Origin of the sequence: Nocardia asteroides, from assembly GCF_900637185.1 — a bacterium.
Lineage (GTDB): Bacteria > Actinomycetota > Actinomycetes > Mycobacteriales > Mycobacteriaceae > Nocardia > Nocardia asteroides.
Window position 1 is genome coordinate 5,442,069 of the sequence record NZ_LR134352.1, and the last position, 21,074, is coordinate 5,463,142.

The window sequence follows — 21,074 nt, forward strand, 5'->3', positions numbered from 1 at the left end:
TTTTAACGATCGACACAGAATTGGCGACGGGCTCGGTGGGTGCGCTATATTTACCGATCGGCACAGAAAGGAACCGCATGGCAGAGCGCGGCCGCCCCCGCGGCTTCGACCGTGACGTCGCCCTGCGCCGGGCCATGGAGGTGTTCTGGGAACGCGGTTACGACGGCGCCTCGATGGCCGATCTCACCGCCGCCATGGGCATCAACTCACCCAGTCTCTACGCCGCCTTCGGCGACAAGGAAGCCCTCTTCCGCGCGGCCGTGGAGCTCTACGGCCGCACCGACGGGTCACGGACGGCGCGGGCACTGCGCGAGGAACCCACGGCCTACGCCGCGATCGCGGCCATGCTGCACGACAACATCGCCGCCTACACCGATCCCGGGCTGCCGCCGGGCTGCATGGTGGTGCTGTCCGGCGCGACCTACACCAGCCGTACGGCACCGGTGCGCGCCTTCGTCGCCGACGCCCGCAGGCACACCACCGCCGATATCGCCGCCCGCCTCGACCGCGGAGTCACCGAGGGCGATCTGCGGCCGGGCACGGACTCGGCCGCGCTCGCGGCGTTCTACAGCGCGGTGCTGTTCGGGTTGTCGGTGCAGGCCAGGGACGGTGTCGGCGCGGCCGAGCTGACCGCGGCGGCCGACAGCGCACTCCAGGTGCTCGCCGCGGCCACCGCGTCCGAGAACTAGCGGCGGCGCAGGGCGGCGATGCGCTCGCCCAGCTGATCGGCCGTGGCCAGCGCGGTCGGCGGACCACCGCATTCCCGCCGCAGCTCACCGTGGATCACCCCGTGCGGCTTGCCGGTGCGATGGTGATGCATGGCGACCAGGCTGTTGAGTTCGCGGCGCAACTCGCCGAGCTTGTCGGCGGTGGCGACGCGTTCGGCCACCGCCGCGACGGGCTGTGGCGACGCGGATTCCTGGGCGCTGCGGTCGGCGAGCTGGCGGGTCTGGCGGTCGCGCAGCAGCTGACGCATCTGGTCGGCGTCGAGCAGACCCGGGATGCCCAGGTAGTCGGCCTCCTCGTCGCTGCCCGCGATGGTGGCGGTGCCGAAGGAGGACCCGTCGTAGATCACCTGGTCGAGCTCGGCGTCGGCGGCCAGGGCGACGAAGGACTTCTCCTCCTCGCCCGGCTCATCCTTGGTCTTGTTGGCATCGATCAGCAGCTCGTCGTCGAGCGCGTTCTTCTCCCGGTGCGGCTTGCCGATGACGTGGTCGCGCTGCAGTTCCAGCTGGGCGGCCAGGTCGAGCAGCACCGGCACCGACGGCAGGAAGACGCTGGCGGTCTCGCCGGGCCTGCGCGCACGCACGAACCGGCCGATGGCCTGGGCGAAGTACAGCGGCGTCGACGCGCTCGTCGCGTACACGCCGACGGCCAGGCGCGGCACGTCGACACCTTCGGACACCATGCGCACCGCGACCATCCACGCCTGGGTGCCCTCGGCGAACTCCCCGATCCGGCTCGACGACTGCGGGTCGTCGGACAGCACCACGGCCGGGCGCTCGCCCGAGATGTGCTCGAGCAGTTCGGCGTAGTCGCGGGCGCGTTCCTGGTCGGTCGCGATCACCAGCCCACCCGCGTCGGGAATGCCGGAGGACCGCAGCTGGCGCAGCCGGGTGTCGGCCGCGCGCAGCACCGCCGAGATCCAGTCGCCCGCCGGGTCCAGCGCGGTACGCCAGGCGCGCGCGGTCTGCTCGGCGCTGAGCGGTTCGCCGAGCCGGGCGGTGTGCTCCTCGCCCGCGCTGTCGCGCCAGTGCGCGTCACCGGAGTAGGCCAGGAACACCACCGGGCGCACGACGCCGTCGGCGAGGGCGTCGGCGTAGCCGTAGGAGTGGTCGGCCCGCGAGCGCGGGAAGCCGGCCTCGTCGGGCTCGTAGGTGACGAACGGGATCTTGGAATCGTCGCTGCGGAACGGGGTTCCGGTGAGCGCGAGCCTGCGGGTGGCGTCGCCGAAGGCCTCCTCGGTGGCCTCACCCCAGCTTTTGGCGTCGCCGGCGTGATGGATCTCGTCGAGGATCACCAGCGTGCGGCGGTTCTCGGTGCGCACCCGGTGCCGGGTGGGGTGGGCCGCCACCTGGGCGTAGGTCACCACGACGCCGTGATAGTCGCCGGAGGTGCCGCCGGTGCTGTTGGAGAAGCGCGAATCCAGCGCGATGCCCGAGCGCGCGGCCGAGGCGGCCCACTGGTGCTTGAGGTGTTCGGTCGGCGCGACCACAGTGACCTGGTCGACCGTGCGATCGGCCAGCAACTCGGCGGCAACCCGCAGGGCGAAGGTGGTCTTACCCGCGCCGGGGGTGGCGACGGCGAGGAAGTCGCGCGGCTTGGTGGCCAGGTACTTCGTCAGCGCGCGGCGCTGCCAGGCGCGTAGGGAACCACCCGACACGACACCGGCCGTCGAATCGCCCGGTGTACCCGCATCCTTCGCCGCAGCGGCGCCACCCGACCCAGTCACGCAGACGACCCTAGCCGCCCGGTACGGCGTGTCGCCAAACCGACGCGAGGTGGGCGACACGCGTCACAACCGCGCCCGAGGTCACCGGCCATTTACCTGTTACCCGCCGACACGATGCCGGGCTCGTCCCCCACCGGCCCCCATCGTGCGGGATGCTGGAGACGACATGAGCAACGACCAGGTCCGGGCAGCCGACGCGGCACACCCGCCGCAGGCACTCCCGCCCGGCGGCGGGCCCGCGCTGCCCGCGACCGCGCACGAGGCGCTCGGGCAACGTCCCCGCGAACACGCGCGGTGGGTGCGGGCATTGCTGAGCGCGTGGCACCTGGTGGTGCGGGTGGCGCAGAAATGCTGGAACAACTCGATCTTCGCCAAGTCGGCGGCCGCGGCGTTCTGGCAGACCCTCTCGCTGGCGCCGCTGCTGCTCGGCCTGCTCGGCAGCCTGGGCTATGTGGGCGGGTTGTTCGGGCCGGACACGGTACAGATCGTGGAGGGCAAGATCATCGCGTTCAGCCGCGAGTTCTTCAGCCCGTCGGTCGTCGCGGACCTGATCGAGCCCACCGTGAACGACGTGCTGGGGCGCGGCCGGGGCGCGGTGGTGTCGGTGGGCTTCGTGCTGTCGCTGTGGGCGGGATCCTCGGCGATGGCGACCTTCGTCGACGCGATCGTGGAGGCCCACGACCAGCAGGACGCGCGGCACCCGGTCTGGCAGCGGATCTTCGCGCTGCTGCTGTACGTGCAGTTCCTGGTGGCGGCGGTGCTGATCCTGCCGGTCATCGCGCTGGGCCCGACCCGGATCGGCCGGGTGCTGCCGGACAGCTGGCGCGAGCCGGGGCTGCGGCTGATCGACACGTTCTACTACCCGATCGTCGGCCTGCTGCTGATCGTCGGGCTCACCACGCTCTACAAGCTGGCCCTGCACAAATCGCTGCCCTGGCACCGGCTCTTCGGCGGCGCGCTGGTGGCCGGGGTGTTCTTCATGGGGGCCAGCGATCTGCTGCGCCGGTACCTGTCCTGGATCACCGCCACCGGTGTCAGCTACGGGGCGCTGGCCACGCCGATCGCGTTCCTGCTGTTCACCTATTTCCTCGGCTTCGCGGTGATCCTCGGCGCGGAGTTCAACGCCGCGGTGCAGGAGTTCTGGCCGGCCAGAGCCACCCGGATGGAGCAGGTGAAGGAGTGGCTCAGCAATCAGGTGCGCGGAGACGACGAGGCCCCGGCGGTCGACGCTCCCACGGAGACGCCGACCGCACCGGCCGGGGACGCGGCTCAGTCGCCCTTGCGCAAGCCCTCGTAGATCTTCTTGCAGTCCGGGCAGACCGGCGAGCCGGGCTTGGGCGAACGGGTCACCGGGAACACCTCGCCGCACAGCGCGACGACCATCGTGCCCATCACGGCACTCTCGGCGATCCGGTCCTTCTTCACGTAGTGGAAGAACTTGGGGACGTCGTCGCCGGTCGTCTCGTCGGTGGTGGTATCCGGGCGTACCAGAGTGTCTGTACTCACGCCTTCCATGATGCCGCATCCCGAGCCCGCGCCGCTGACCAGCCGCGTGTGCGTTCGTCGGCGCCGAGTGGAAGACTCGGGGTATGCAGTCCTACGGCGACACCCCCGGCGCCGACGATCCGACCCCGGAACCGGAGGTGGCGATGCCCGCCGCGCCCGGTTCCTCGCGCGGCTATTTCCCCGGCGCCGATGCCAAGCATCCGGTGCTGATCACCGAGGCGGCGCCGTCGCTCGAGGACCAGCACCGGGCCAGGGTGCGCCGGTACACGATGATCATGGCGTTCCGGATCCCGTGCCTGATCCTGGCCGCGATCGCCTACAGCGCGTTCGAGAATCCGCTGATCTCGATCCTGATCATCGTCGCCTCGGTCCCGCTGCCGTGGATCGCGGTGCTCATCGCCAACGACCGGCCGCCGCGCACCAAGGACGAGCCGAGCCGCTGGGACGGCCGCGCGAATCAGATCGCGCTGGACTCACGCCCGCACAAGGCCATCGACGGCTGAGGGCCGCGGCCGCCGCACGAGCATCGACATCAGCGCGGCCAGCCCGCACGCAGCGCCCGCCAGGTACCAGGCCAGGTCGTAGGTGCCCTGCACGTCCCGGATGACGCCGGCGCCGGTGGCCGCGATCGCCGCGCCGACCTGGTGGGCGGCGAACACCCAGCCGAAGGCGATCGGCCCGTCGGCGCCGAACAGTTCCCGGCACAGCAGCACCGTGGGCGGCACCGTCGCGATCCAGTCCAGGCCGTAGAAGACGATGAACACCCACATGCTCGGCTGGGTGTGCGGCCCGAGCAGCGACGGCAGGATCAGCAGCGACAGGCCGCGCAGCGAGTAGTAGCCCAGCAGCAGATAGCGCGGGTCGACCCGATCCGAGAGCCAGCCCGAGGCGATGGTGCCCGCCACGTCGAAGATCCCGACCAGCGCCAGCAGCCCGGCCGCGGTGGTCGGCGGCATGCCGTGATCGTGGGCCGCGGTCACGAAATGCGTGCCGACCAGCCCGTTGGTCGACGCGCCGCACACCGCGAAACCGCCCGCCAGCAGCCAGAACCCGGGTCTGCGCGCGATCGTGGCGAGAACCCGCAGCGCCCGGCTCGCGCCGCCGGTGACCGGGACGCGCTCCCCGGCGCCGGACTCCGGGGGTGCGCCGTAGGCCCGCACGCCGACGTCGGCCGGGTAGTCGCGCACGAACAGCCACACCAGCGGCACCACGGCCAAGGCCACCCCGGCCACGAGCACCGAGGGCAGCCGCCAGCCGTGCGCGTGCGCCAGCATCGACACCAGCGGCAGGAACACCAGCTGACCGGTCGCCCCCGCCGCGGTGAGCACACCGGTGACCAGCCCGCGGCTGCGGACGAACCAGCGGCCGGTGATGGTCGCCACGAACGGCATCGACATGGAGCCGACGCCGACGCCCACCAGCAGACCCCAGGTGGCCACCAGCTGCCAGGCCTGGGTCATGAACACCGTCAGCCCGCTGCCCGCCGCGATCAGCACCAGCGCCGAGCACACCACCCGGCGGATGCCGAACCGGTCCATCAGCGCGGCCGCGAACGGTGAGATCAGGCCGTAGAGCAGCATGTTCAGCGAGACCGCGGCGGAGATCGTGCCGTGCGACCAGCCGAACTCGGCGTGCAGCGGCTCGATCAGGACGCTGGGCACCGACCGGAACGCGGCGGCGCCGAGCAGGGCGACGAAGCCGACACCGGCCACGATCCACGCCGGGTGCAGGCGCCCCGCCGAGGCAGGCAGGGCGGGACCGGACCCGCCCGGAGCTCCGGCCGGGTCGTCGTCGCCGGTGGGCGGGAGAGGCGCGCGCAGATCGGTCACCGGATCAGGGTGCCGGACGGACGCGACCCGAACGAGTGGCCGCCGTGACATCTTTCATCGATATCCTGCCAAACCTGGTCTCGGCGACAACCCGGTCGACAGCCCGGCGCATCGCGCCTACGGTGCGGTCGAAGGCCCGTGGCGCCGCCGACATGCCGCCGCGGGTGACGATCAGTAGCCGAAGGGAGACAGCATGATTCGCTGGACGTGGGCATTCCTGGACCGACCCGCCACCGGTTTCGACGACTGTGTGCGCTTCTGGGCGACCGTCACCGGCTCGACCGTGTCCGAACCACGCGGCGCGGACGGCGAATTCGTCACTCTGCTGCCCGCCGAGGGACCAGCCTGGGTGAAGCTGCAACGCGTCGGCGACGGCGGCGGCATCCATCTCGACCTCGACGTCGACGACATTCCCGCCGCGGTGGCGGTCGCGACCGGACTCGGCGCCCGGGTCGTCGGCGTCGAGCCCGACTACACCGTGCTGGAATCGCCCGCCGGACAGACCTTCTGCTTCACCCCGCGACGCGGCGGCACCGACGACACGCCACCGGTGACGGTGACGACCGCGCCCGACGGCACGGTGACCCGGCTCGACCAGATCTGCCTCGACCTGTCCCCCGCCGACCTCGACCCCGACACCGCCTTCTGGCAGCGCCTCACCGGATGGACCCACCGCCCGGGACGACGGACCGAATTCTCCCGCCTGCGCGGCCCGGACCAGCCGCTGCACTTCCTGCTCCAGCGCCTCGACGAGCCCCGGCCCGCCGACGCCCACCCCGACCTGGCCTCCTCCGACATCGAGGCGACCGCGGCGTGGCACGTCGCCCTGGGCGCGACCCGGGTCGCCGACGGCGAAGGCTGGATCGTCCTGCGCGATCCCGGCGACGCGGTGTACTGCGTCACCGGCCGTGATCCCTACACCGGCTGACCGGGCGACACGCGGCCCCAGCTGGTGCTCCCCGCGCCACGCCGCCCTGGCACAGTAGTCGGGTGTCTACCAACCCCACCGCCACCGGTTCCCTGCTCACCGCGCTGTGCCCCGACCTGCGGACCGCGCTGATGCGGACCGGATACGACGCCGACACGCTGCTCGCGGCGCTCGGTCCCGAGGTGCACGCCGCGCTGGGCCGGTCCGAGCCGGTGCCGGTGCGCCGGGCGGCGCGGGCGGCCGGTGAACTGGGCACACTGATCCGGTTGCTGCTGCTCGGTGACGTGCTGCCCGAGCGCGAGGTGGCCGCGGCGCTGGCGCCGGTGCGGATCGACGACGCCGTCGCGGCGGGCCTGCTGACCCGCGACGGCGACGACATCGCGGCCGCCCTGGACCTGCGCCCGCTCGACACCGGATCGGGCACCCGCTGGATCCTGTCCGACCTGGACGACTCCATGCGCAGGCGAACCCTGACCGAGGACCATGTGCTCGGTGTCGGCCACGCGTCGCTGTCGCTGCTGCGTGCCACCCCCACCGAGCCGGTGGGCACCGTGCTCGACCTGGGCACCGGCTGCGGCGTGCAGGCCGTGCAGGCGGCGAGCTACGCGGGCCGGGTCACCGCCACCGACGTCAACGCCAGGGCGCTGTGGCTGGCCGGGGCCACCGCGGCGCTGAACGAGCTCGACATCGAACTGGTGGAAGGGTCCTGGTTCGAGCCGGTGGCCGGGCGCCGCTTCGATCAGATCGTGGCCAATCCGCCCTTCGTGGTCGGCCCGGCCCGCATCGAGCACACCTATCGCGATTCCGGGCTGGCGCTCGACGGTGCCAGCGAGCTGGTCATCGGGCAGGCGCCGGGACTGCTCGCGCCGGGCGGTACCGCCGCCATGCTCGCCGCGTGGGTGCACGTCGAGGGACAGGACTGGCGGCAGCGGGTCTCGTCGTGGCTGCCCACCCACGGCGTGGACGCCTGGGTCGTGCAGCGCGACGTCGCCGACCCGGCACTCTACGTGGGCACCTGGCTGCGTGACGCCGGGCTGGACCCGCGCGACCCGGCGGCCCAGGCCCGCGCCGAGGCCTGGCTGGCCGCGTTCGAGGCCGCCGATGTCGAGGGCATCGGCTTCGGGTTCGTCTACCTGCACGCCGTCGACGGCCCCACCGAGCTGATGGCCGAGGACCTCACCCACGGGTTCGACGATCCGCTCGGCGACGAGGCCTCGGCCTATTTCGCCCGCTCGGCCTGGCTGCGCGCCGTCGCCGCCGACCAGAATCTGGCCCTGACCTCGCGTTTCGCTCCCGGCCCCGCCACCGCTTTGGAGCGGGTGTATCTGCCCGGCGAGTACGGCTGGACCGAGCAGGTCGCCCGGCTGCATCGCGGCGACGGTCCCCGCTGGCAGCACGAGGTCGACGAGGCGACGGTCGCCCTGGTCGCGGGAATGCGACCGGACGGCCTGCCGTTGTACGAGCTGCTCGAACTGCTGGCCCTCGCCGAGGGCGCCGACGAGGTGACCCCGGAATTCGCCGCCCAGGCGGTGGGCGTGGTCGCCGGACTGGTACGCCACGGACTGGTGCGGCCCGTCTAGCCGCGGCGGTGGTGGGGGCCGAGTTCCGGCCACGGTGACCTTCTCAGGAACTTCTCAGCCGTCGAGGTGGGAACACGCAGCTCAGAGCTGTTTATCACCCACGGGATCGGGAACTTTCCTTAAGTCGGGTCCGTTGATCGGAGTGAGACACCACCGACAGGAGGCAAGTCATGACAAGCCCCGCCACTACTCGTGTGCGCCCCAGCGAGTCCGATATCGACGCCCAGAGCCCCGCCGCCGACCTGGTACGCGTGTACCTGAACGGAATCGGTCGCACGGCACTGCTCACGGCGGCCGACGAGGTCGAGCTGGCCAAGCGTATCGAGGCGGGCCTGTATGCCCAGCACCTGCTCGAGACCGGTAAGCGGTTATCGGCTACCCGCAAGCGTGATCTGGCGATTCTGGTCCGCGAGGGGCAGGCCGCCCGCTCGCACCTGCTCGAGGCCAACCTGCGCCTGGTCGTGTCGCTGGCCAAGCGCTACACCGGCCGCGGGATGCCGCTGCTCGACCTGATCCAGGAGGGCAACCTCGGGCTCATCCGCGCCATGGAGAAGTTCGACTACGCCAAGGGCTTCAAGTTCTCCACCTACGCCACCTGGTGGATCCGCCAGGCCATCACCCGCGGTATGGCCGACCAGAGCCGCACCATCCGGCTCCCCGTGCACCTGGTCGAGCAGGTCAACAAGCTCGCCCGGATCAAGCGTGAACTGCATCAGCAGCTCGGCCGCGAGGCCACCGACGCCGAACTCGCCAACGAGTCGGGCATCCCGGTGGAGAAGATCGCCGACCTGCTCGACCACAGCCGCGACCCGGTGAGCCTGGACATGCCGGTCGGCAACGACGAGGAAGCCCCGCTGGGCGACTTCATCGAGGACTCCGAGGCCACCTCGGCCGAGAGCGCCGTGATCGCCGGCCTGCTGCACCACGACGTGCGCAGCGTCCTGGCCACCCTCGACGAGCGCGAGCAGCAGGTCATCCGCCTGCGCTTCGGCCTCGACGACGGCCAGCCGCGCACCCTCGACCAGATCGGCAAGCTGTTCGGGCTGTCCCGCGAGCGGGTCCGTCAGATCGAGCGCGAGGTCATGTCCAAGCTGCGCAAGGGTGAGCGCGCCGACCGGCTGCGCGCCTACGCCAGCTGATCCGAGAACCCGGCGGCCCCCAGGGGTCGTCTGCCGAACGCCGGCCGGTGTCCGCTGCCACTCCCCTCCGTGGCCGCGAGCCGGTCGGCGTTGTCCGTCCACCCGGCCCTGCTCAGGCCAGGCGGCGGGGACCGGTGTCGAACCGGCTCGGTTCCGGCCCGATCCGGGCCCGGGCGTAGATGATCTCCGCCGAGGACGGCGCCGCCAGCACCGGATCGCACGACAATTCGCGCATCAGCGGGATGTCGTCGAACAGCGCCGAGATGCGCTGGGCCAGTTCGGCCAGCGCCGCCTTGTCCACCGCCGGACCCGCCTGCCCGCCGGACAACAGCGGTGCCGCGCGCGGCGCCTCGATCAGTGCCACCGCTTCGGCGGCGGTCAGCGGCAGCGCCCGGAAGGCACGGTCGCCGAGCAATTCGATGATCATGCCCGAGAGCCCGAACTCGATCACCGACCCGAACGACGGGTCGTCGGTGACCCGCAGCACGCAGCCCATCCCCTTGGTCGCCATCTTCTGCACGTGCAGCAACGGATCACCACAGATCTCGACCAGATCGCCATAGGCCTGGCGCACCGCGTCCGGCGTCCACAGGTCCAATCGCACCCCGAGCAGATCGGGTCGGCGCCGCCACAGTGCACCGGTCGCCTTCGCCGCCACCGGATAGCCGAGTTCCTCGGCCGCGGCCACCGCTTGCTCGGCGTCGCGCACCGCCCGGAAATCGACCACGTCGATGCCGTAGCAGTCGAGCAGACGCGCTGTCTCCTCGTCGGTGAGCCAGCGCCCGCCCGAGTCGGCGAACCACTCGGCCACCAGGGCCGACGCGGCCTCGGTGTCGATCCCAGGAGGCCGCACGACCGGGGACACGGGCCGGTCGCGCCAGCGCGCGTACCGCTCCGCCCTGGCCAGCGCCCTGGCCGCCCGCTCCGGATCGGGGTAGGACGGGATGGATCCGCGGCCCGGCGCGCCGCCGGTGCTACGCACCGCCAGCAGCTTCGGGATGCCGGATTCGGCGACGAACGTGGTGAGCACCGGTTTGTCCTTGCCCGGCGCGGACGCCGCCGCGGCCCGCAGCGCGTCGGCGAAGCCGGCCATCGGGACCGCCACCGGCGGGGCGACCACCACGATCACCGCGTCGACCTCGTCGCTGCGCAGCGCCGCCTGGACCGCCTCGCGGTAGTCGGCCGGGGTGGCCTCCGGACCCAGGTCCACCGGCCCGTCGACCGAGGTGGTGCCCGCGCTGCGTTCGGTCGGGCGCGCGCCCGGGCCACGATCCACCGCGGTCGCGGGCCGGTGCCCCCGCAGGCCCTCGCTGTGCGCGGCGTCGATGGCCAGCCAGTTCAGCGCGGCGCTGTTGCCGACCACCGCGACCCGGGGGCCCCGGGGCAACGGCTGACAGGCCAGCAGGGCGGCACAGTCGAACAGTTCCGAGATCGAGTCGACCTGGATGATCCCCGCCTGGGTGAACAGGTCGCGCACCACCGTGCGGTCCATGTCGGTGCCCGCGGCGAGCCTGCCGCTGCTCACCGCGACGATCGGCTTGCCCCGCGCCACCCGCCGCGCCAGCCGGGAGAACTTGCGCGGGTTACCGAAGCTCTCCAGGTACAGCAGGATCACCTCGGTGTCGGCGGCGGTGTCCCAGAACTGCAGCAGGTCGTTGCCGGAGACATCGGCGCGGTTACCGGCCGAGACGAACGTCGACAGCCCCAGATTGCGGGCGGCCGCCTCCCCCAGGATCGCCGCGCCGAGCGGACCGGACTGGCAGAAGAACCCGATCCGTCCCCGGTCGGGCAACACCGAGGCCAGGGTGGCGTTGAGACCGACCGCGGGGTCGGTGTTGGCGATGCCCAGCGCACTGGGCCCGACCACCCGCATACCGTGACCACGGGCCGCGGCGACCAGATCCTGTTCGGCGGCCAGACCCTCGGGCCCGGTCTCACCGAATCCGGCCGTGAGCACCACCAGACCCTTGACGCCCTTGGCCATACAGTCGTCGAGCACCGACCCGATCGCCGCGGGCGGCACCGCGACCACGGCCAGATCCACCTCGTCGGGGATCTCGCGCACCGTGGCGTAGGCGCGCACCCCTCGGACCGAGCGCCGATTCGGGTTCACCGGGAAGATCGGGCCGCTGAAGCCGCCGGCGATCAGGTTGGCCAGCACGGCGCCACCGACCCGGGTCTGCTCGGGCGAGGCCCCGATCACCGCGACCGAACCGGGTGCCAGCAGATTGCCGACGCTGCGCGCCTCCGAGGCCGCCTCCCTGGCATCCCGCACGGTGCGCAGCGCCTCGGTGGGGTCGATGGCGAACTCCAGGTGCACCTCGGCGCCGTCGCGGCTGCGCTGCAGCTGATAGCCGGCGTCGCGGAACACCGTGATCATCGCCTCGTTCTCGGCCAGTACCTCGGCCACGAAGGCGGCCATGTCGTTCTCGGCCGCCGCGCCCGCGAGGTGTTCGAGCAGCACCGATCCCAGTCCGCGGCCCTGATGTTCGTCGGCCACGACGAAGGCCACCTCGGCCGCGCGCGGGCCGGGCCGGTCGAGCAGCTCGTAGCGGGCCACGCCGATGATCGCGTCCCCGAGCACCGCCACCAGCCCGACCCGATCGTGGTAGTCCACGTGCGTGGTGCGGTACATGTCCTTCGGCGAGATCTGCGGATACGGACCGAAATAGCGCAGGTAGCGGGTGCGGTCCGACAGCGCCGTGTGGAAGGCCGCCAGCGCGGGGGCGTCGGCGGGCATGATCGGCCGGACCCGGACCACACCGCCGTCGGAGGCCAGCACATCGCCGTACCAATGCTGCGGCGGCGCAGGCGGATTCGCGGGCGTATCAGGGGTGTCGGGGAGCAAGGGCTCAGTCACGAGGGTCCTCCGGGTCGAGCCCCAGCAGGCCGAAACTGGCCCGCCGGGTGGCCGTGATGGCGGTGTCGACCGCGCGTTGCGCGCGGATCTGGCCCGCGTCCCCGATCTCGGGGGTGCCGCCGGGGCCGTCCCACGGGCGGTAGACGGTGTCGCCGCCGTCGCCCATCGCCGTGGGCGGCTGCACCCGGGGCGCGGCGGCGCGCACCCGCTCGATCCAGTCGTCGGGGATCGGCGTCTCCGGCGCCAGCGGCCGGTCCAGCGCGGCGGCGAGCAGGTGGGTCCACGCCCGGGGCACCACCCGCACCACGCCGTAGCCGCCGCCGCCCACGGCCAGCCAGCGCCCCTCGGCGTAACGGTCGGCCAGGTCGCGCATGGCCAGGAAGGCCGCCCGCTGCCCGTCGACGGTGAGTTCGAGGTCGGCCAGCGGGTCCTCGCGGTGGGTGTCCACCCCGCACTGGCTGACGACGATCTGTGGCCGGAACGCCGCCACCGCGCCGGGCACCACCGCGTGGAACCCGCGCAGCCACTGGGCATCCCGGGTGCCGGGCAGCAGCGGCAGGTTGATCGAGGTGCCCTCGGCGGCGCCGATACCGGTCTCGGTGGGCCAGCCGGTGTTGGGCCACAGCGTGGCCGGATGCTGGTGCAGCGAGATGGTCAGCACCCGGGGGTCGCCGTAGAAGGCGCGCTGGACGCCGTCGCCGTGGTGCACGTCGACATCGAGGTAGGCGATGCGGTCGAAGCCGTGCTCGAGCAGCCACGAGATGGCGATCGCGGCATCGTTGTAGACACAGAACCCCGAGGCGGCGTCGGGCATCGCGTGATGCATGCCACCACCGATGCTGACCGCTCGCCGGGTCCGGCCCTCGGCGATCTCCCTGGCCGCCGCCAGGGTGCCGCCCACGATGACCGAGGCCGCCTCGTGCATGCGCGGGAAGACCGGATTGTCGGCGGTGCCCAGGCCGTACACCGTGTCCTCGGGCGAGGGCGGGCCGTCGCCGGCCCGGCGGACGGCCTCGATGTAGGCGCTGCTGTGCACCCGCAGCAGGTCGCCCTCGGTGGCCGCGTCCGGCGTCAACGGCTCGACACCGTCGAGCACGCCCAGACTTTCGGCCAGCGACATGGTGAACTGCAGACGCGCCGGTTTCATCGGGTGCTCGGGACCCCAGGTGTAGCCGAGGAATCGCTCGGTCCACACGACGGTGCCGGGCTGTTCGCTTCGCGACGGCGTGACCATGCTCGCCACGCTAGTCGGAAGCAGCGGACCCCGTGACGCGTTGACATGCAGTAGAAATAGGGCCGCCGGTCCGGCGGGCGGACGGGCGTTCGCGCGTGGGTAGAATTCGTGCCGACGAAGGGGTAACAGGTGAAGGATCTGGTCGACACCACGGAGATGTATCTCCGTACCATCTACGACCTCGAGGAAGAGGGCGTGGTGCCGTTGCGGGCGCGGATCGCCGAACGGCTCGAGCAGAGTGGTCCGACGGTGAGCCAGACGGTCGCGCGGATGGAACGCGACGGCCTGCTGCTGGTGGCGGGTGACCGTCATCTCGAGCTCACCGACAAGGGCCGCGCCATGGCGGTCGCGGTGATGCGCAAGCACCGGCTCGCCGAGCGGTTGCTGGTCGACATCATCGGCCTCGACTGGCAGAACGTGCACGCCGAGGCGTGTCGCTGGGAGCACGTGATGAGCGAGGAGGTGGAGCGGCGCCTGATCGAGGTGCTCAACCACCCGACCACCTCGCCCTACGGCAACCCCATTCCCGGCCTGGACGAGCTCGGCCTCGGCGATTCCCCCGCTGCCGAGGAGACGCTGGTCCGGCTCTCCGACCTGCCCAACGGCACCTTGCACGCCGTGGTGGTGCGCAGGCTCGCCGAGCACATCCAGACCGACCCGGAGGTCATCGGGCGGCTGCGCGAGGCGGGTGTGGTGCCCGACGCGCGTGTCACCGTGGAGACCAAGCCGGGCGCGGTGCTGATCACGGTGCCGGGGCACAACGGTTTCGAACTGTCCGAAGAGATGGCGCACGCCGTCCAGGTGAGGCTGGTCTGATTCGTGAAACTCCTCGTCACCGGCGGCGCCGGCTACGTGGGCGGCGTCTGCGCCGCGGTCCTGGTCGAACAGGGCAACGACGTGGTCGTCGTCGACGACCTGTCCACCGGTAACGCCGACGGCGTCCCCGCCGGCGTCCGCTTCGTCGATGGCGACATCGCCGTCGCGGCACCGGAACTGCTGCGCGCCGAATCCTTCGACGGCGTCCTGCATTTCGCGGCCCAGTCGCTGGTGGGTGAGTCGGTCGAGCAGCCGGAGAAGTACTGGCACGGCAACGTGGTCAAGACCCTGGCCCTGCTCGAGGCGATCCGCGAGACGGGCACTCCCCGGCTGGTGTTCTCCTCCACCGCGGCGGTCTACGGCGAGCCCGAACAGGTGCCGATCACCGAGGCGGCGCCGACCCGCCCGACCAATCCCTACGGCGCGAGCAAGCTGGCGATCGACCACGCCATCACCTCCTACGCGGTGGCGCACGGCATGGCGGCGACGAGCCTGCGCTACTTCAACGTGGCGGGCGCCTACGGCGGTCTCGGTGAGAACCGGGTCGTGGAAACGCATCTGATCCCCCTCGTGTTGCAGGTGGCGCTGGGCCACCGCAAGGCCATCTCGGTCTACGGCACCGACTGGCCGACGCCGGACGGTACGTGTGTGCGCGACTACATCCACATCCGCGATCTGGCGCAGGCGCATCTGCTGGCGCTGGCTTCCTCGCAGCCGGGCAGCCACCGCATCCTCAATCTCGGGTCGGGCACCGGTTTCTCGGTGCGCGAGGTGATCTCGGCCTGCCGGCGGGTGACCGGGCTGCCGATCGAGGCCGTGGACGCCCCGCGCCGACCGGGCGACCCCGCGGTGCTCATCGCCTCGAGCGACCGCGCGATCGCGGAGCTGGGCTGGCGGCCCGAGCACAACGATCTCGACGAGATCGTCTCCGACGCGTGGGAATTCCTGCGTTCGCTCGGCGACAAGGCGCACAGCGCACGCTGATCCCCGGCCGGAAACGGCGGCGTCACAGGTCGATCGGGCCGATGTCGACCCCGAGGTCGGCGGCGATCTGGTGCCCGCAGCGAGCGAGCCTGCGCAGCCGTTCCGGCCGCAGGCCGCTCTGCAGCGACGTTTCCAGCAGCACCGCCATCGGGTGCGTGGCATCGGCGTGGACCGCGGCACTCAGCGCGACGCCGGCGAACGGGCCGTCACCGCGCAGGTAGGCGCTGAAGCCCAGCAGGGCCGCCGCTTCGGCCCGGTCGACGCCGGGTGTGGCGCGCGCGAGCTGGGCCCACAGCTGTTCGGCGGCTTCGGCGTGATCGGTCAGCGCCAATCCGTACATCGCGTCGCGAATCGGCCGGTCACGCAGGGTGGCGGCCAGCCGGGCCAGTTCGCGGTCGGCGCGCGGTTCCCCGGAGGCGGCGTCGGCGATCTGCCACAGCACCCATTCCAGGGCATTGCGCTGAAACGCCACCGCTTGCCCGGCGCGCGCGGCCGCCGTCAGCCCCGCGCGATAACGCGCCACCGCGGGCCCGATCCGGGTCCGGACCCGGGCGCAGCGCTGCCGGTCCGCCCGGACCAGCGCGGTCAGTTCGCCGCGCGACCGCCGGATCTGCCTGCCGTCGACGACCTGCGCCACCGCCACCGGCGACGCGCCCGGATCGCCCACGATCCCGCTGTCACGCGGGTCGGACAGGTTGCGATACCGGCTACCGGCCGCGATCGTGGGCACCGACCAGGCGCCGCGCACCGCGACCCCCTCGGTTCCGAGCGCCTCGATCAGCGTCGCGGCGCACAGCACGTCGGCGCCGTCGGCCATCCGGTCGTCGACGAGCACCACCAGGACCCCGACCGCCTGTTCGCGCAGGCAGATCGACCCGAGGCAGGCGGTGAACCGATCTCTGCGCCACGGGTCGGTGATGCTGTCCAGATCGAACCGCACCACCGCCTCGATCGCCGTCGGGCCGGGGGCACCGGTGCCGCGCAGGACCGCGGCCACGAGCGAGCGCTCCGGGACGAAACCCAGCATGGCCGGCAGCGCGGCGATCAGGGTGCCGGGATCGTCCACCCGCAGCGGCGGCTGGGGCAGGCCGGGCCGGTAGCCGGGCGGAGTGGATTCCGCGCAGGTGAGAGCGCGGGCGAAGGGGCTGGTGCGGTGGGTCCGGCGGGTGGAGTTCGTCGACGATGTCATGACGCCACCGTGCCCGACCGGCCCCTGCCGCTGTCTGCGGCGACCTGGGGCTTCCGCTGCCCTGTTGACGGCGCTCGAGCTGTGGAGAGGTAGCGGTTCCGGGGTCGCGGCGGCGGCGAATCTGTCACCGGCGCGTGCTAGGCGCGGTTCAGCTGTCGCGTACCCGCCGCACGGCGGCCGCGAACATCTCGTCGACGGCGGCGTTGTCGGGTGTGCCCGCGCCGAAGGTCATCGAGGTCACGGTGATCCGGACGTCGCCGATCTGCCCGATCGAGGTCTGCATGGTCTGGGTCAGCCCGGGTCCGCCGACGTCGGGAACCACGGTGCGCCGCAACGACACCGCGTCGTCCGCGCCCGCCGGGACGGCCGGGTCGAGCACCGTCGACACGGTCGCCTCCGCACCCACCCGGGCGACCCTGATCTGTTCGCACCCGGCCAGCCGGTCGCGCAGCCGCGCCGGTTGTTCGGTGGTCCGGGACAGCTCGACGGTGAGGGTGGCCCGGTTCGCGTCGTCGTTGCCGACGGCCACGGCGGGCGGTTCCCCGGTCGGCTCTGGTTCCGGCGGCGCGCAGCGCGCCGGGCTGACGGTGGCGCCCGCGCCGACGCCGTCCAGGTCGCCCGCGGCCGCGGCGGCCGCCTGCGGCGGCAGCACCACCGCCGGGTACCGGGGCGGGAACTGCTGCGGACCGGGCAGCATCTCGGCGAGCACCCCGTCGACGTGGCGCACCGCCAGCGCGCTCTGCGCCACCGGCGCCCCGCTGATGCTGTCCCCGCAGCCGGTTGCCAGCGCGGTGATCGCGGCCGCGCAGACCAGCACCCCGCGCCGCCGCCGGGTGCGCCGGACCGGGCCGGGCCCGCCGTTCGGTGTCGTTTCCGCCACGTTCACACCGTCCACTGTGCCGCACCGGGCCGATCCGGGCCCGCCCGCCACGCCGCGCGGGAATGTCGCGGCGGCGGTGGCTGTTGTGTAGCAGGACCAGCTGTCCTCCGGCCGTCTGCGACGCGTGTGCTCGCGTGGGGGACAATGGACAATGCCTCCCCCGCCGCGAGCGTTGGTGGCCGCGCAGGAAGGAGTACGCGATGGATGACCAGTCGCATATGTACGAGCTGGAGTTCCCGGCACCGCAGCTGTCCTCGGACGACGGCGCGGGCCCCGTGCTGGTGCACGGGCTCGAAGGTTTCACCGACGCCGGTCACGCCGTGCGCCTGGCGACCACCCATCTGCGCGAGAGCCTCGAATCCGAGCTCGTCGCCTCGTTCGACGTGGACGAGCTGCTGGACTACCGCTCGCGCCGTCCGCTGATGACGTTCAAGACCGATCACTTCTCCGACTACGCCGAGCCGGAGCTGAACCTGTGGGCGCTGCGCGACACCGCGGGCACCCCGTTCCTGCTGCTGGCGGGCCTGGAGCCGGATCTGCGCTGGGAGAAGTTCACCACCGCGGTGCGGCTGCTGGCCGAACAGCTCGGCGTGCGCCGCACGATCGGCCTGTCCGCGATCCCGATGGCGATCCCGCACACCCGTCCGCTCGGGGTCACCGCGCATTCCTCGGACCGCTCGCTGATCGGTGACCATCAGCGCTGGCCCGGTGAGCTGCAGGTGCCGGGCAGCGCGTCCTCGCTGCTCGAGTTCCGGATGGCACAGCACGGCCACGAATCGCTCGGGTTCTCCGTGCACGTGCCGCACTACCTGGCCCAGACCGACTACCCCGAGGCCGCCCAGACCCTGCTGGAGAACGTCGCCGACAGCGCGGGCCTGGAACTGCCGCTCGCCGCGCTGGGCGACGCGGCCGCGCGGGTGCGCGAGCAGGTCGCCGAGCACATCGCGGGCAACGAGGAGGTCGAGACGGTCGTGACGGCGCTGGAACGCCAGTACGACAGTTTCGTCACCGCGCAGGAGCAGCAGTCCAGCCTGCTGGCCGGCGACGGCGAACTGCCCAGCGGTGACGAGCTCGGCGCCGAGTTCGAGCGTTTCCTGGCCGAACAGGGTGGTTACGGCGACACCGCCGCCGACGGCAAGGACTGAACCGCCGACCCACTAGGGTGGTCGGAGTGGATCTGACCGACCTGCTGGAAATCCCCGGGACCGACGCCGACGCGCTCTACGAGTCGTTCGGGGCGTGGGCCGCCGAGCAGGGCACGCCCCTGTACCCGGCGCAGGACGAGGCGCTGATGGAGCTGGCGTCGGGGTCCCACGTCATCCTGGCGACCCCGACCGGCTCCGGAAAGTCCCTGGTCGCGGTCGGCGCGCACCTGTTCGCGATGGCCAACGGGCAGCGCAGCTATTACACGGCGCCGATCAAGGCGCTGGTGAGCGAGAAGTTCTTCGCACTGTGCGAGGTGTTCGGCGCGGCGAACGTGGGCATGGTCACCGGCGACGCGGCCGTCAACGCCGATGCCCCGATCATCTGCGCCACGGCCGAGATCCTGGCCAACCTGGCGCTGCGCGAGGGCGCGGCCGCCGAGGTCGGGCAGGTGGTGATGGACGAGTTCCACTTCTACGCCGATCCCGATCGCGGTTGGGCCTGGCAGGTGCCGATCATCGAGTTGCCCCGGGCCCAGTTCCTGCTGATGTCGGCGACACTCGGCGAGGTCGACTTCTTCGCCACCGATCTCGAACGCCGCACCGGCCGCCCCACGGCGGTCGTCGCCGGCACCGAACGTCCTGTCCCGCTGACGTTCTCGTACGTACGCACCCCCATCACCGAGACGCTCGAGGAACTGGTCACCACCCACCAGGCACCGGTGTACGTCGTGCACTTCACCCAGGCCGCCGCGCTCGAGCGCGCGCAGGCGCTCACCAGCGTGAATTTCGCCACCCGCGCCGAGAAGGACGCCATCGCCGCCGCGATCGGCGAATTCCGGTTCGCGTCGGGCTTCGGCAAGACGCTGTCGCGGCTGATCCGGCACGGCATCGGCGTCCATCACGCGGGCATGCTGCCCAAATACCGCAGGCTGGTGGAGAAACTGGCCCAGGACGGGCTGCTGAAGGTGGTGTGCGGCACCGACACCCTCGGCGTGGGCATCAACGTGCCGATCCGCACGGTGCTGCTCACCGGGCTCACCAAGTTCGACGGTGTCCGCACCCGCAGGCTCAAGGCCCGCGAGTTCCATCAGATCGCCGGGCGCGCGGGCCGGGCCGGGTTCGACACCATGGGCACGGTGGTGGTGCAGGCGCCCGAGCACGAGGTGGAGAACGCCCGGCTCATCGCCAAGGCCGGGGACGACCCGAAGAAGCAGCGCAAGGTGCAGCGGCGCAAGCCGCCGGAGGGTTTCGTGTCCTGGAGCGAGGAGACCTTCGACCGGCTCGTCGCCGCGCAGCCCGAGCCGATGGTGTCGCGCTTCGCGGTGACCAACGCCATGCTGCTCAACGTGATCGCCCGGCCCGGCAACTGTTTCGACGCGATGCGGCATCTGCTCGAGGACAATCACGAGCCGCGCGCGGCCCAGCGCAAGCACATCCTGCGCGCGATCCGGCTCTACCGCGCCCTGCGCGACGCCGGGGTGGTGCAGCAGCTCGACGAGCCCGACGCGAAGGGCCGGATGGCCCGGCTCACCGTCGACCTGCAACGCGACTTCGCCCTGGATCAGCCGCTGTCGCCGTTCGCGCTGGCCGCCTTCGAACTGCTCGATCGCGAAAGCCCCACCTACACACTCGATGTCGTCTCGCTGATCGAGGCCACCCTGGAGGACCCACGCCAGCTGCTGATGGCCCAGCAGCACAAGGCGCGCGGCGCGGCGGTGGCCGAGATGAAGGCCGACGGCATCGAATACGAGGAGCGGATGGAGCTCCTGGAAGAGGTGACCTGGCCCAAACCGCTGGCCGAACTGATCGAGCCCGCGTTCGAGACCTACCGGGCCGGGCATCCCTGGGTCTCGGAGTTCGCGCCGTCGCCGAAGTCGGTGGTGCGCGACATGATCGAGCGCGCGATGACCTTCGCCGAACTGATCTCGTTCTACGAACTGGCCCGTTCCGAGGGCGTGGTGCTGCGCTATCTCGCCGACGCCTACCGGGCGCTGCGGCGCACGGTGCCGGACGCGGCCCGCACCGAGGAACTCGACGACCTCGTCGAATGGCTCGGCGAGCTGATCCGCCAGGTGGATTCGAGCCTGCTCGACGAATGGGAGCAGCTCACCAACCCGGGCGCGGAGAACGACGCCGAGCAGATCGCTTTCGGCGCTGAATCGGTGCGCCCGATCTCGGCCAACGAGCGCGCGTTCCGGGTGATGGTGCGCAACGCCATGTTCCGCCGCGTCGAGCTGGCCGCCCGGCGATACTGGGACGAGCTGGACGCGCTGAGCCCCGGCCCCGACTGGGAGCAGGATTTCGCGCCCTACTTCGACGAGTACGACACGATCGGCACCGGCCCCGACGCCCGCGGCCCGCAGCTGTTCCAGGTGGAGCAGCGGCCCGGTTTCTGGCACGTGCGCCAGGTGCTCGACGACCCCGCGGGCGACCACGGCTGGGCACTGACGGCGATCGTGGATCTGGAGGAGTCCGACGCCGCGGGAGAGGTGGTGTTCGACGAGGTCACAGTATCGGCGGGGTGAGTGATAC

The 21,074-nt window shown here is 71.9% G+C and carries 17 protein-coding genes; 10 read left to right on the forward strand and 7 right to left on the reverse strand.

Features of this window, described 5'->3' with window-relative positions; translation table 11 throughout:
- Positions 1 to 77 precede the first annotated feature (77 nt).
- Positions 78 to 689: a TetR/AcrR family transcriptional regulator gene (locus tag EL493_RS25455; protein WP_019047990.1), complete on the forward strand. Its 612-nt coding sequence runs from the start codon at positions 78 to 80 to the stop codon at positions 687 to 689.
- Here the strand turns inward: EL493_RS25455 and EL493_RS25460 are convergent.
- Positions 686 to 2,383, reverse strand: coding sequence for a DEAD/DEAH box helicase (locus tag EL493_RS25460; RefSeq protein ID WP_019047991.1), 1,698 nt, complete (start codon positions 2,381 to 2,383; stop codon positions 686 to 688). The genes EL493_RS25455 and EL493_RS25460 overlap by 4 nt on opposite strands.
- A gap of 235 nt (positions 2,384 to 2,618) precedes the next feature.
- Between EL493_RS25460 and EL493_RS25465 the strand changes: the two genes are divergently transcribed.
- Positions 2,619 to 3,749, forward strand: a complete 1,131-nt coding sequence (locus EL493_RS25465; protein WP_019047992.1) for a YihY/virulence factor BrkB family protein — start codon at positions 2,619 to 2,621, stop codon at positions 3,747 to 3,749.
- On the opposite strand, the gene EL493_RS25470 is transcribed toward EL493_RS25465, so the two are convergent.
- Positions 3,722 to 3,958 carry a DUF3039 domain-containing protein gene (locus tag EL493_RS25470; RefSeq protein ID WP_030202808.1) on the reverse strand — a complete coding sequence of 79 codons (237 nt, stop codon included), beginning with the start codon at positions 3,956 to 3,958 and terminating at the stop codon, positions 3,722 to 3,724. The two genes, EL493_RS25465 and EL493_RS25470, sit on opposite strands and share 28 nt — an antisense overlap.
- A gap of 143 nt (positions 3,959 to 4,101) precedes the next feature.
- Between EL493_RS25470 and EL493_RS25475 the strand changes: the two genes are divergently transcribed.
- Positions 4,102 to 4,461: a DUF3099 domain-containing protein gene (locus tag EL493_RS25475; RefSeq protein WP_036836312.1), complete on the forward strand. Its 360-nt coding sequence runs from the start codon at positions 4,102 to 4,104 to the stop codon at positions 4,459 to 4,461.
- Here EL493_RS25475 and EL493_RS25480 read toward each other — a convergent pair.
- Positions 4,432 to 5,787, reverse strand: a complete 1,356-nt coding sequence (locus EL493_RS25480; RefSeq protein WP_019047995.1) for an MFS transporter — start codon at positions 5,785 to 5,787, stop codon at positions 4,432 to 4,434. The two genes, EL493_RS25475 and EL493_RS25480, sit on opposite strands and share 30 nt — an antisense overlap.
- Positions 5,788 to 5,980: 193 nt before the next feature.
- On the opposite strand from EL493_RS25480, the gene EL493_RS25485 reads away from it, so the two are divergent.
- The 3 genes from EL493_RS25485 to EL493_RS25495 all read left to right on the forward strand — a co-directional run bounded on the left by EL493_RS25485 (position 5,981) and on the right by EL493_RS25495 (position 9,434).
- Positions 5,981 to 6,715, forward strand: coding sequence for a VOC family protein (locus tag EL493_RS25485; protein ID WP_019047996.1), 735 nt, complete (start codon positions 5,981 to 5,983; stop codon positions 6,713 to 6,715).
- 131 nt (positions 6,716 to 6,846) lie between these two features.
- The gene (locus EL493_RS25490; RefSeq protein ID WP_051719538.1) at positions 6,847 to 8,295 is read left to right on the forward strand and encodes a DUF7782 domain-containing protein; all 1,449 of its coding nucleotides are present in this window, start codon (positions 6,847 to 6,849) and stop codon (positions 8,293 to 8,295) included.
- Between the two features lie 170 nt (positions 8,296 to 8,465).
- A complete protein-coding gene (locus tag EL493_RS25495; RefSeq protein WP_022566390.1) occupies positions 8,466 to 9,434 on the forward strand; it encodes a sigma-70 family RNA polymerase sigma factor in 969 nt (322 codons plus the stop codon).
- A gap of 112 nt (positions 9,435 to 9,546) precedes the next feature.
- On the opposite strand, the gene EL493_RS25500 is transcribed toward EL493_RS25495, so the two are convergent.
- Both EL493_RS25500 and EL493_RS25505 read right to left on the reverse strand, forming a co-directional pair.
- Complete coding sequence (locus EL493_RS25500) at positions 9,547 to 12,294, reverse strand: bifunctional acetate--CoA ligase family protein/GNAT family N-acetyltransferase (protein WP_030202813.1); 2,748 nt, start codon at positions 12,292 to 12,294, stop codon at positions 9,547 to 9,549.
- Positions 12,287 to 13,528: an acetoin utilization protein AcuC gene (locus EL493_RS25505; protein WP_019048000.1), complete on the reverse strand. Its 1,242-nt coding sequence runs from the start codon at positions 13,526 to 13,528 to the stop codon at positions 12,287 to 12,289. Before EL493_RS25505 ends, EL493_RS25500 begins: the two co-directional genes overlap by 8 nt.
- 129 nt (positions 13,529 to 13,657) lie before the next feature.
- On the opposite strand from EL493_RS25505, the gene EL493_RS25510 reads away from it, so the two are divergent.
- Both EL493_RS25510 and galE read left to right on the forward strand, forming a co-directional pair.
- A complete protein-coding gene (locus EL493_RS25510) occupies positions 13,658 to 14,344 on the forward strand; it encodes a metal-dependent transcriptional regulator (RefSeq protein ID WP_019048001.1) in 687 nt (228 codons plus the stop codon).
- A gap of 3 nt (positions 14,345 to 14,347) precedes the next feature.
- Complete coding sequence (gene galE / locus EL493_RS25515) at positions 14,348 to 15,328, forward strand: UDP-glucose 4-epimerase GalE (protein ID WP_019048002.1); 981 nt, start codon at positions 14,348 to 14,350, stop codon at positions 15,326 to 15,328.
- 22 nt (positions 15,329 to 15,350) lie between these two features.
- Here the strand turns inward: galE and EL493_RS25520 are convergent, their stop codons facing one another.
- Positions 15,351 to 16,517, reverse strand: a complete 1,167-nt coding sequence (locus EL493_RS25520; protein ID WP_019048003.1) for a DUF4192 domain-containing protein — start codon at positions 16,515 to 16,517, stop codon at positions 15,351 to 15,353.
- Positions 16,518 to 16,665: 148 nt separating this feature from the next.
- Entirely contained in the window at positions 16,666 to 17,403 is a 738-nt protein-coding gene (locus EL493_RS25525) for a hypothetical protein (protein WP_022566388.1), read from the reverse strand.
- Between the two features lie 194 nt (positions 17,404 to 17,597).
- Between EL493_RS25525 and EL493_RS25530 the strand changes: the two genes are divergently transcribed.
- Together EL493_RS25530 and EL493_RS25535 are read left to right on the forward strand one after the other, a co-directional pair.
- A complete protein-coding gene (locus EL493_RS25530; RefSeq protein ID WP_022566387.1) occupies positions 17,598 to 18,542 on the forward strand; it encodes a proteasome assembly chaperone family protein in 945 nt (314 codons plus the stop codon).
- Positions 18,543 to 18,568: 26 nt separating this feature from the next.
- Complete coding sequence (locus tag EL493_RS25535) at positions 18,569 to 21,067, forward strand: DEAD/DEAH box helicase (RefSeq protein ID WP_019048006.1); 2,499 nt, start codon at positions 18,569 to 18,571, stop codon at positions 21,065 to 21,067.
- The last annotated feature ends 7 nt before the right edge of the window (positions 21,068 to 21,074 follow it).

Coding starts and splice junctions, on each gene's coding strand:
- EL493_RS25475 (WP_036836312.1), top strand. CDS start 4,102: ATGCCCGCCGCGCCCGGTTCCTCGCGCGGCTATTTCCCCGGCGCCGAT.
- EL493_RS25520 (WP_019048003.1), bottom strand. CDS start 16,517: ATGACATCGTCGACGAACTCCACCCGCCGGACCCACCGCACCAGCCCC.
- EL493_RS25505 (WP_019048000.1), bottom strand. CDS start 13,528: ATGGTCACGCCGTCGCGAAGCGAACAGCCCGGCACCGTCGTGTGGACC.
- EL493_RS25490 (WP_051719538.1), top strand. CDS start 6,847: ATGCGGACCGGATACGACGCCGACACGCTGCTCGCGGCGCTCGGTCCC.
- EL493_RS25485 (WP_019047996.1), top strand. CDS start 5,981: ATGATTCGCTGGACGTGGGCATTCCTGGACCGACCCGCCACCGGTTTC.
- EL493_RS25530 (WP_022566387.1), top strand. CDS start 17,598: ATGGATGACCAGTCGCATATGTACGAGCTGGAGTTCCCGGCACCGCAG.
- EL493_RS25465 (WP_019047992.1), top strand. CDS start 2,619: ATGAGCAACGACCAGGTCCGGGCAGCCGACGCGGCACACCCGCCGCAG.
- EL493_RS25495 (WP_022566390.1), top strand. CDS start 8,466: ATGACAAGCCCCGCCACTACTCGTGTGCGCCCCAGCGAGTCCGATATC.
- EL493_RS25455 (WP_019047990.1), top strand. CDS start 78: ATGGCAGAGCGCGGCCGCCCCCGCGGCTTCGACCGTGACGTCGCCCTG.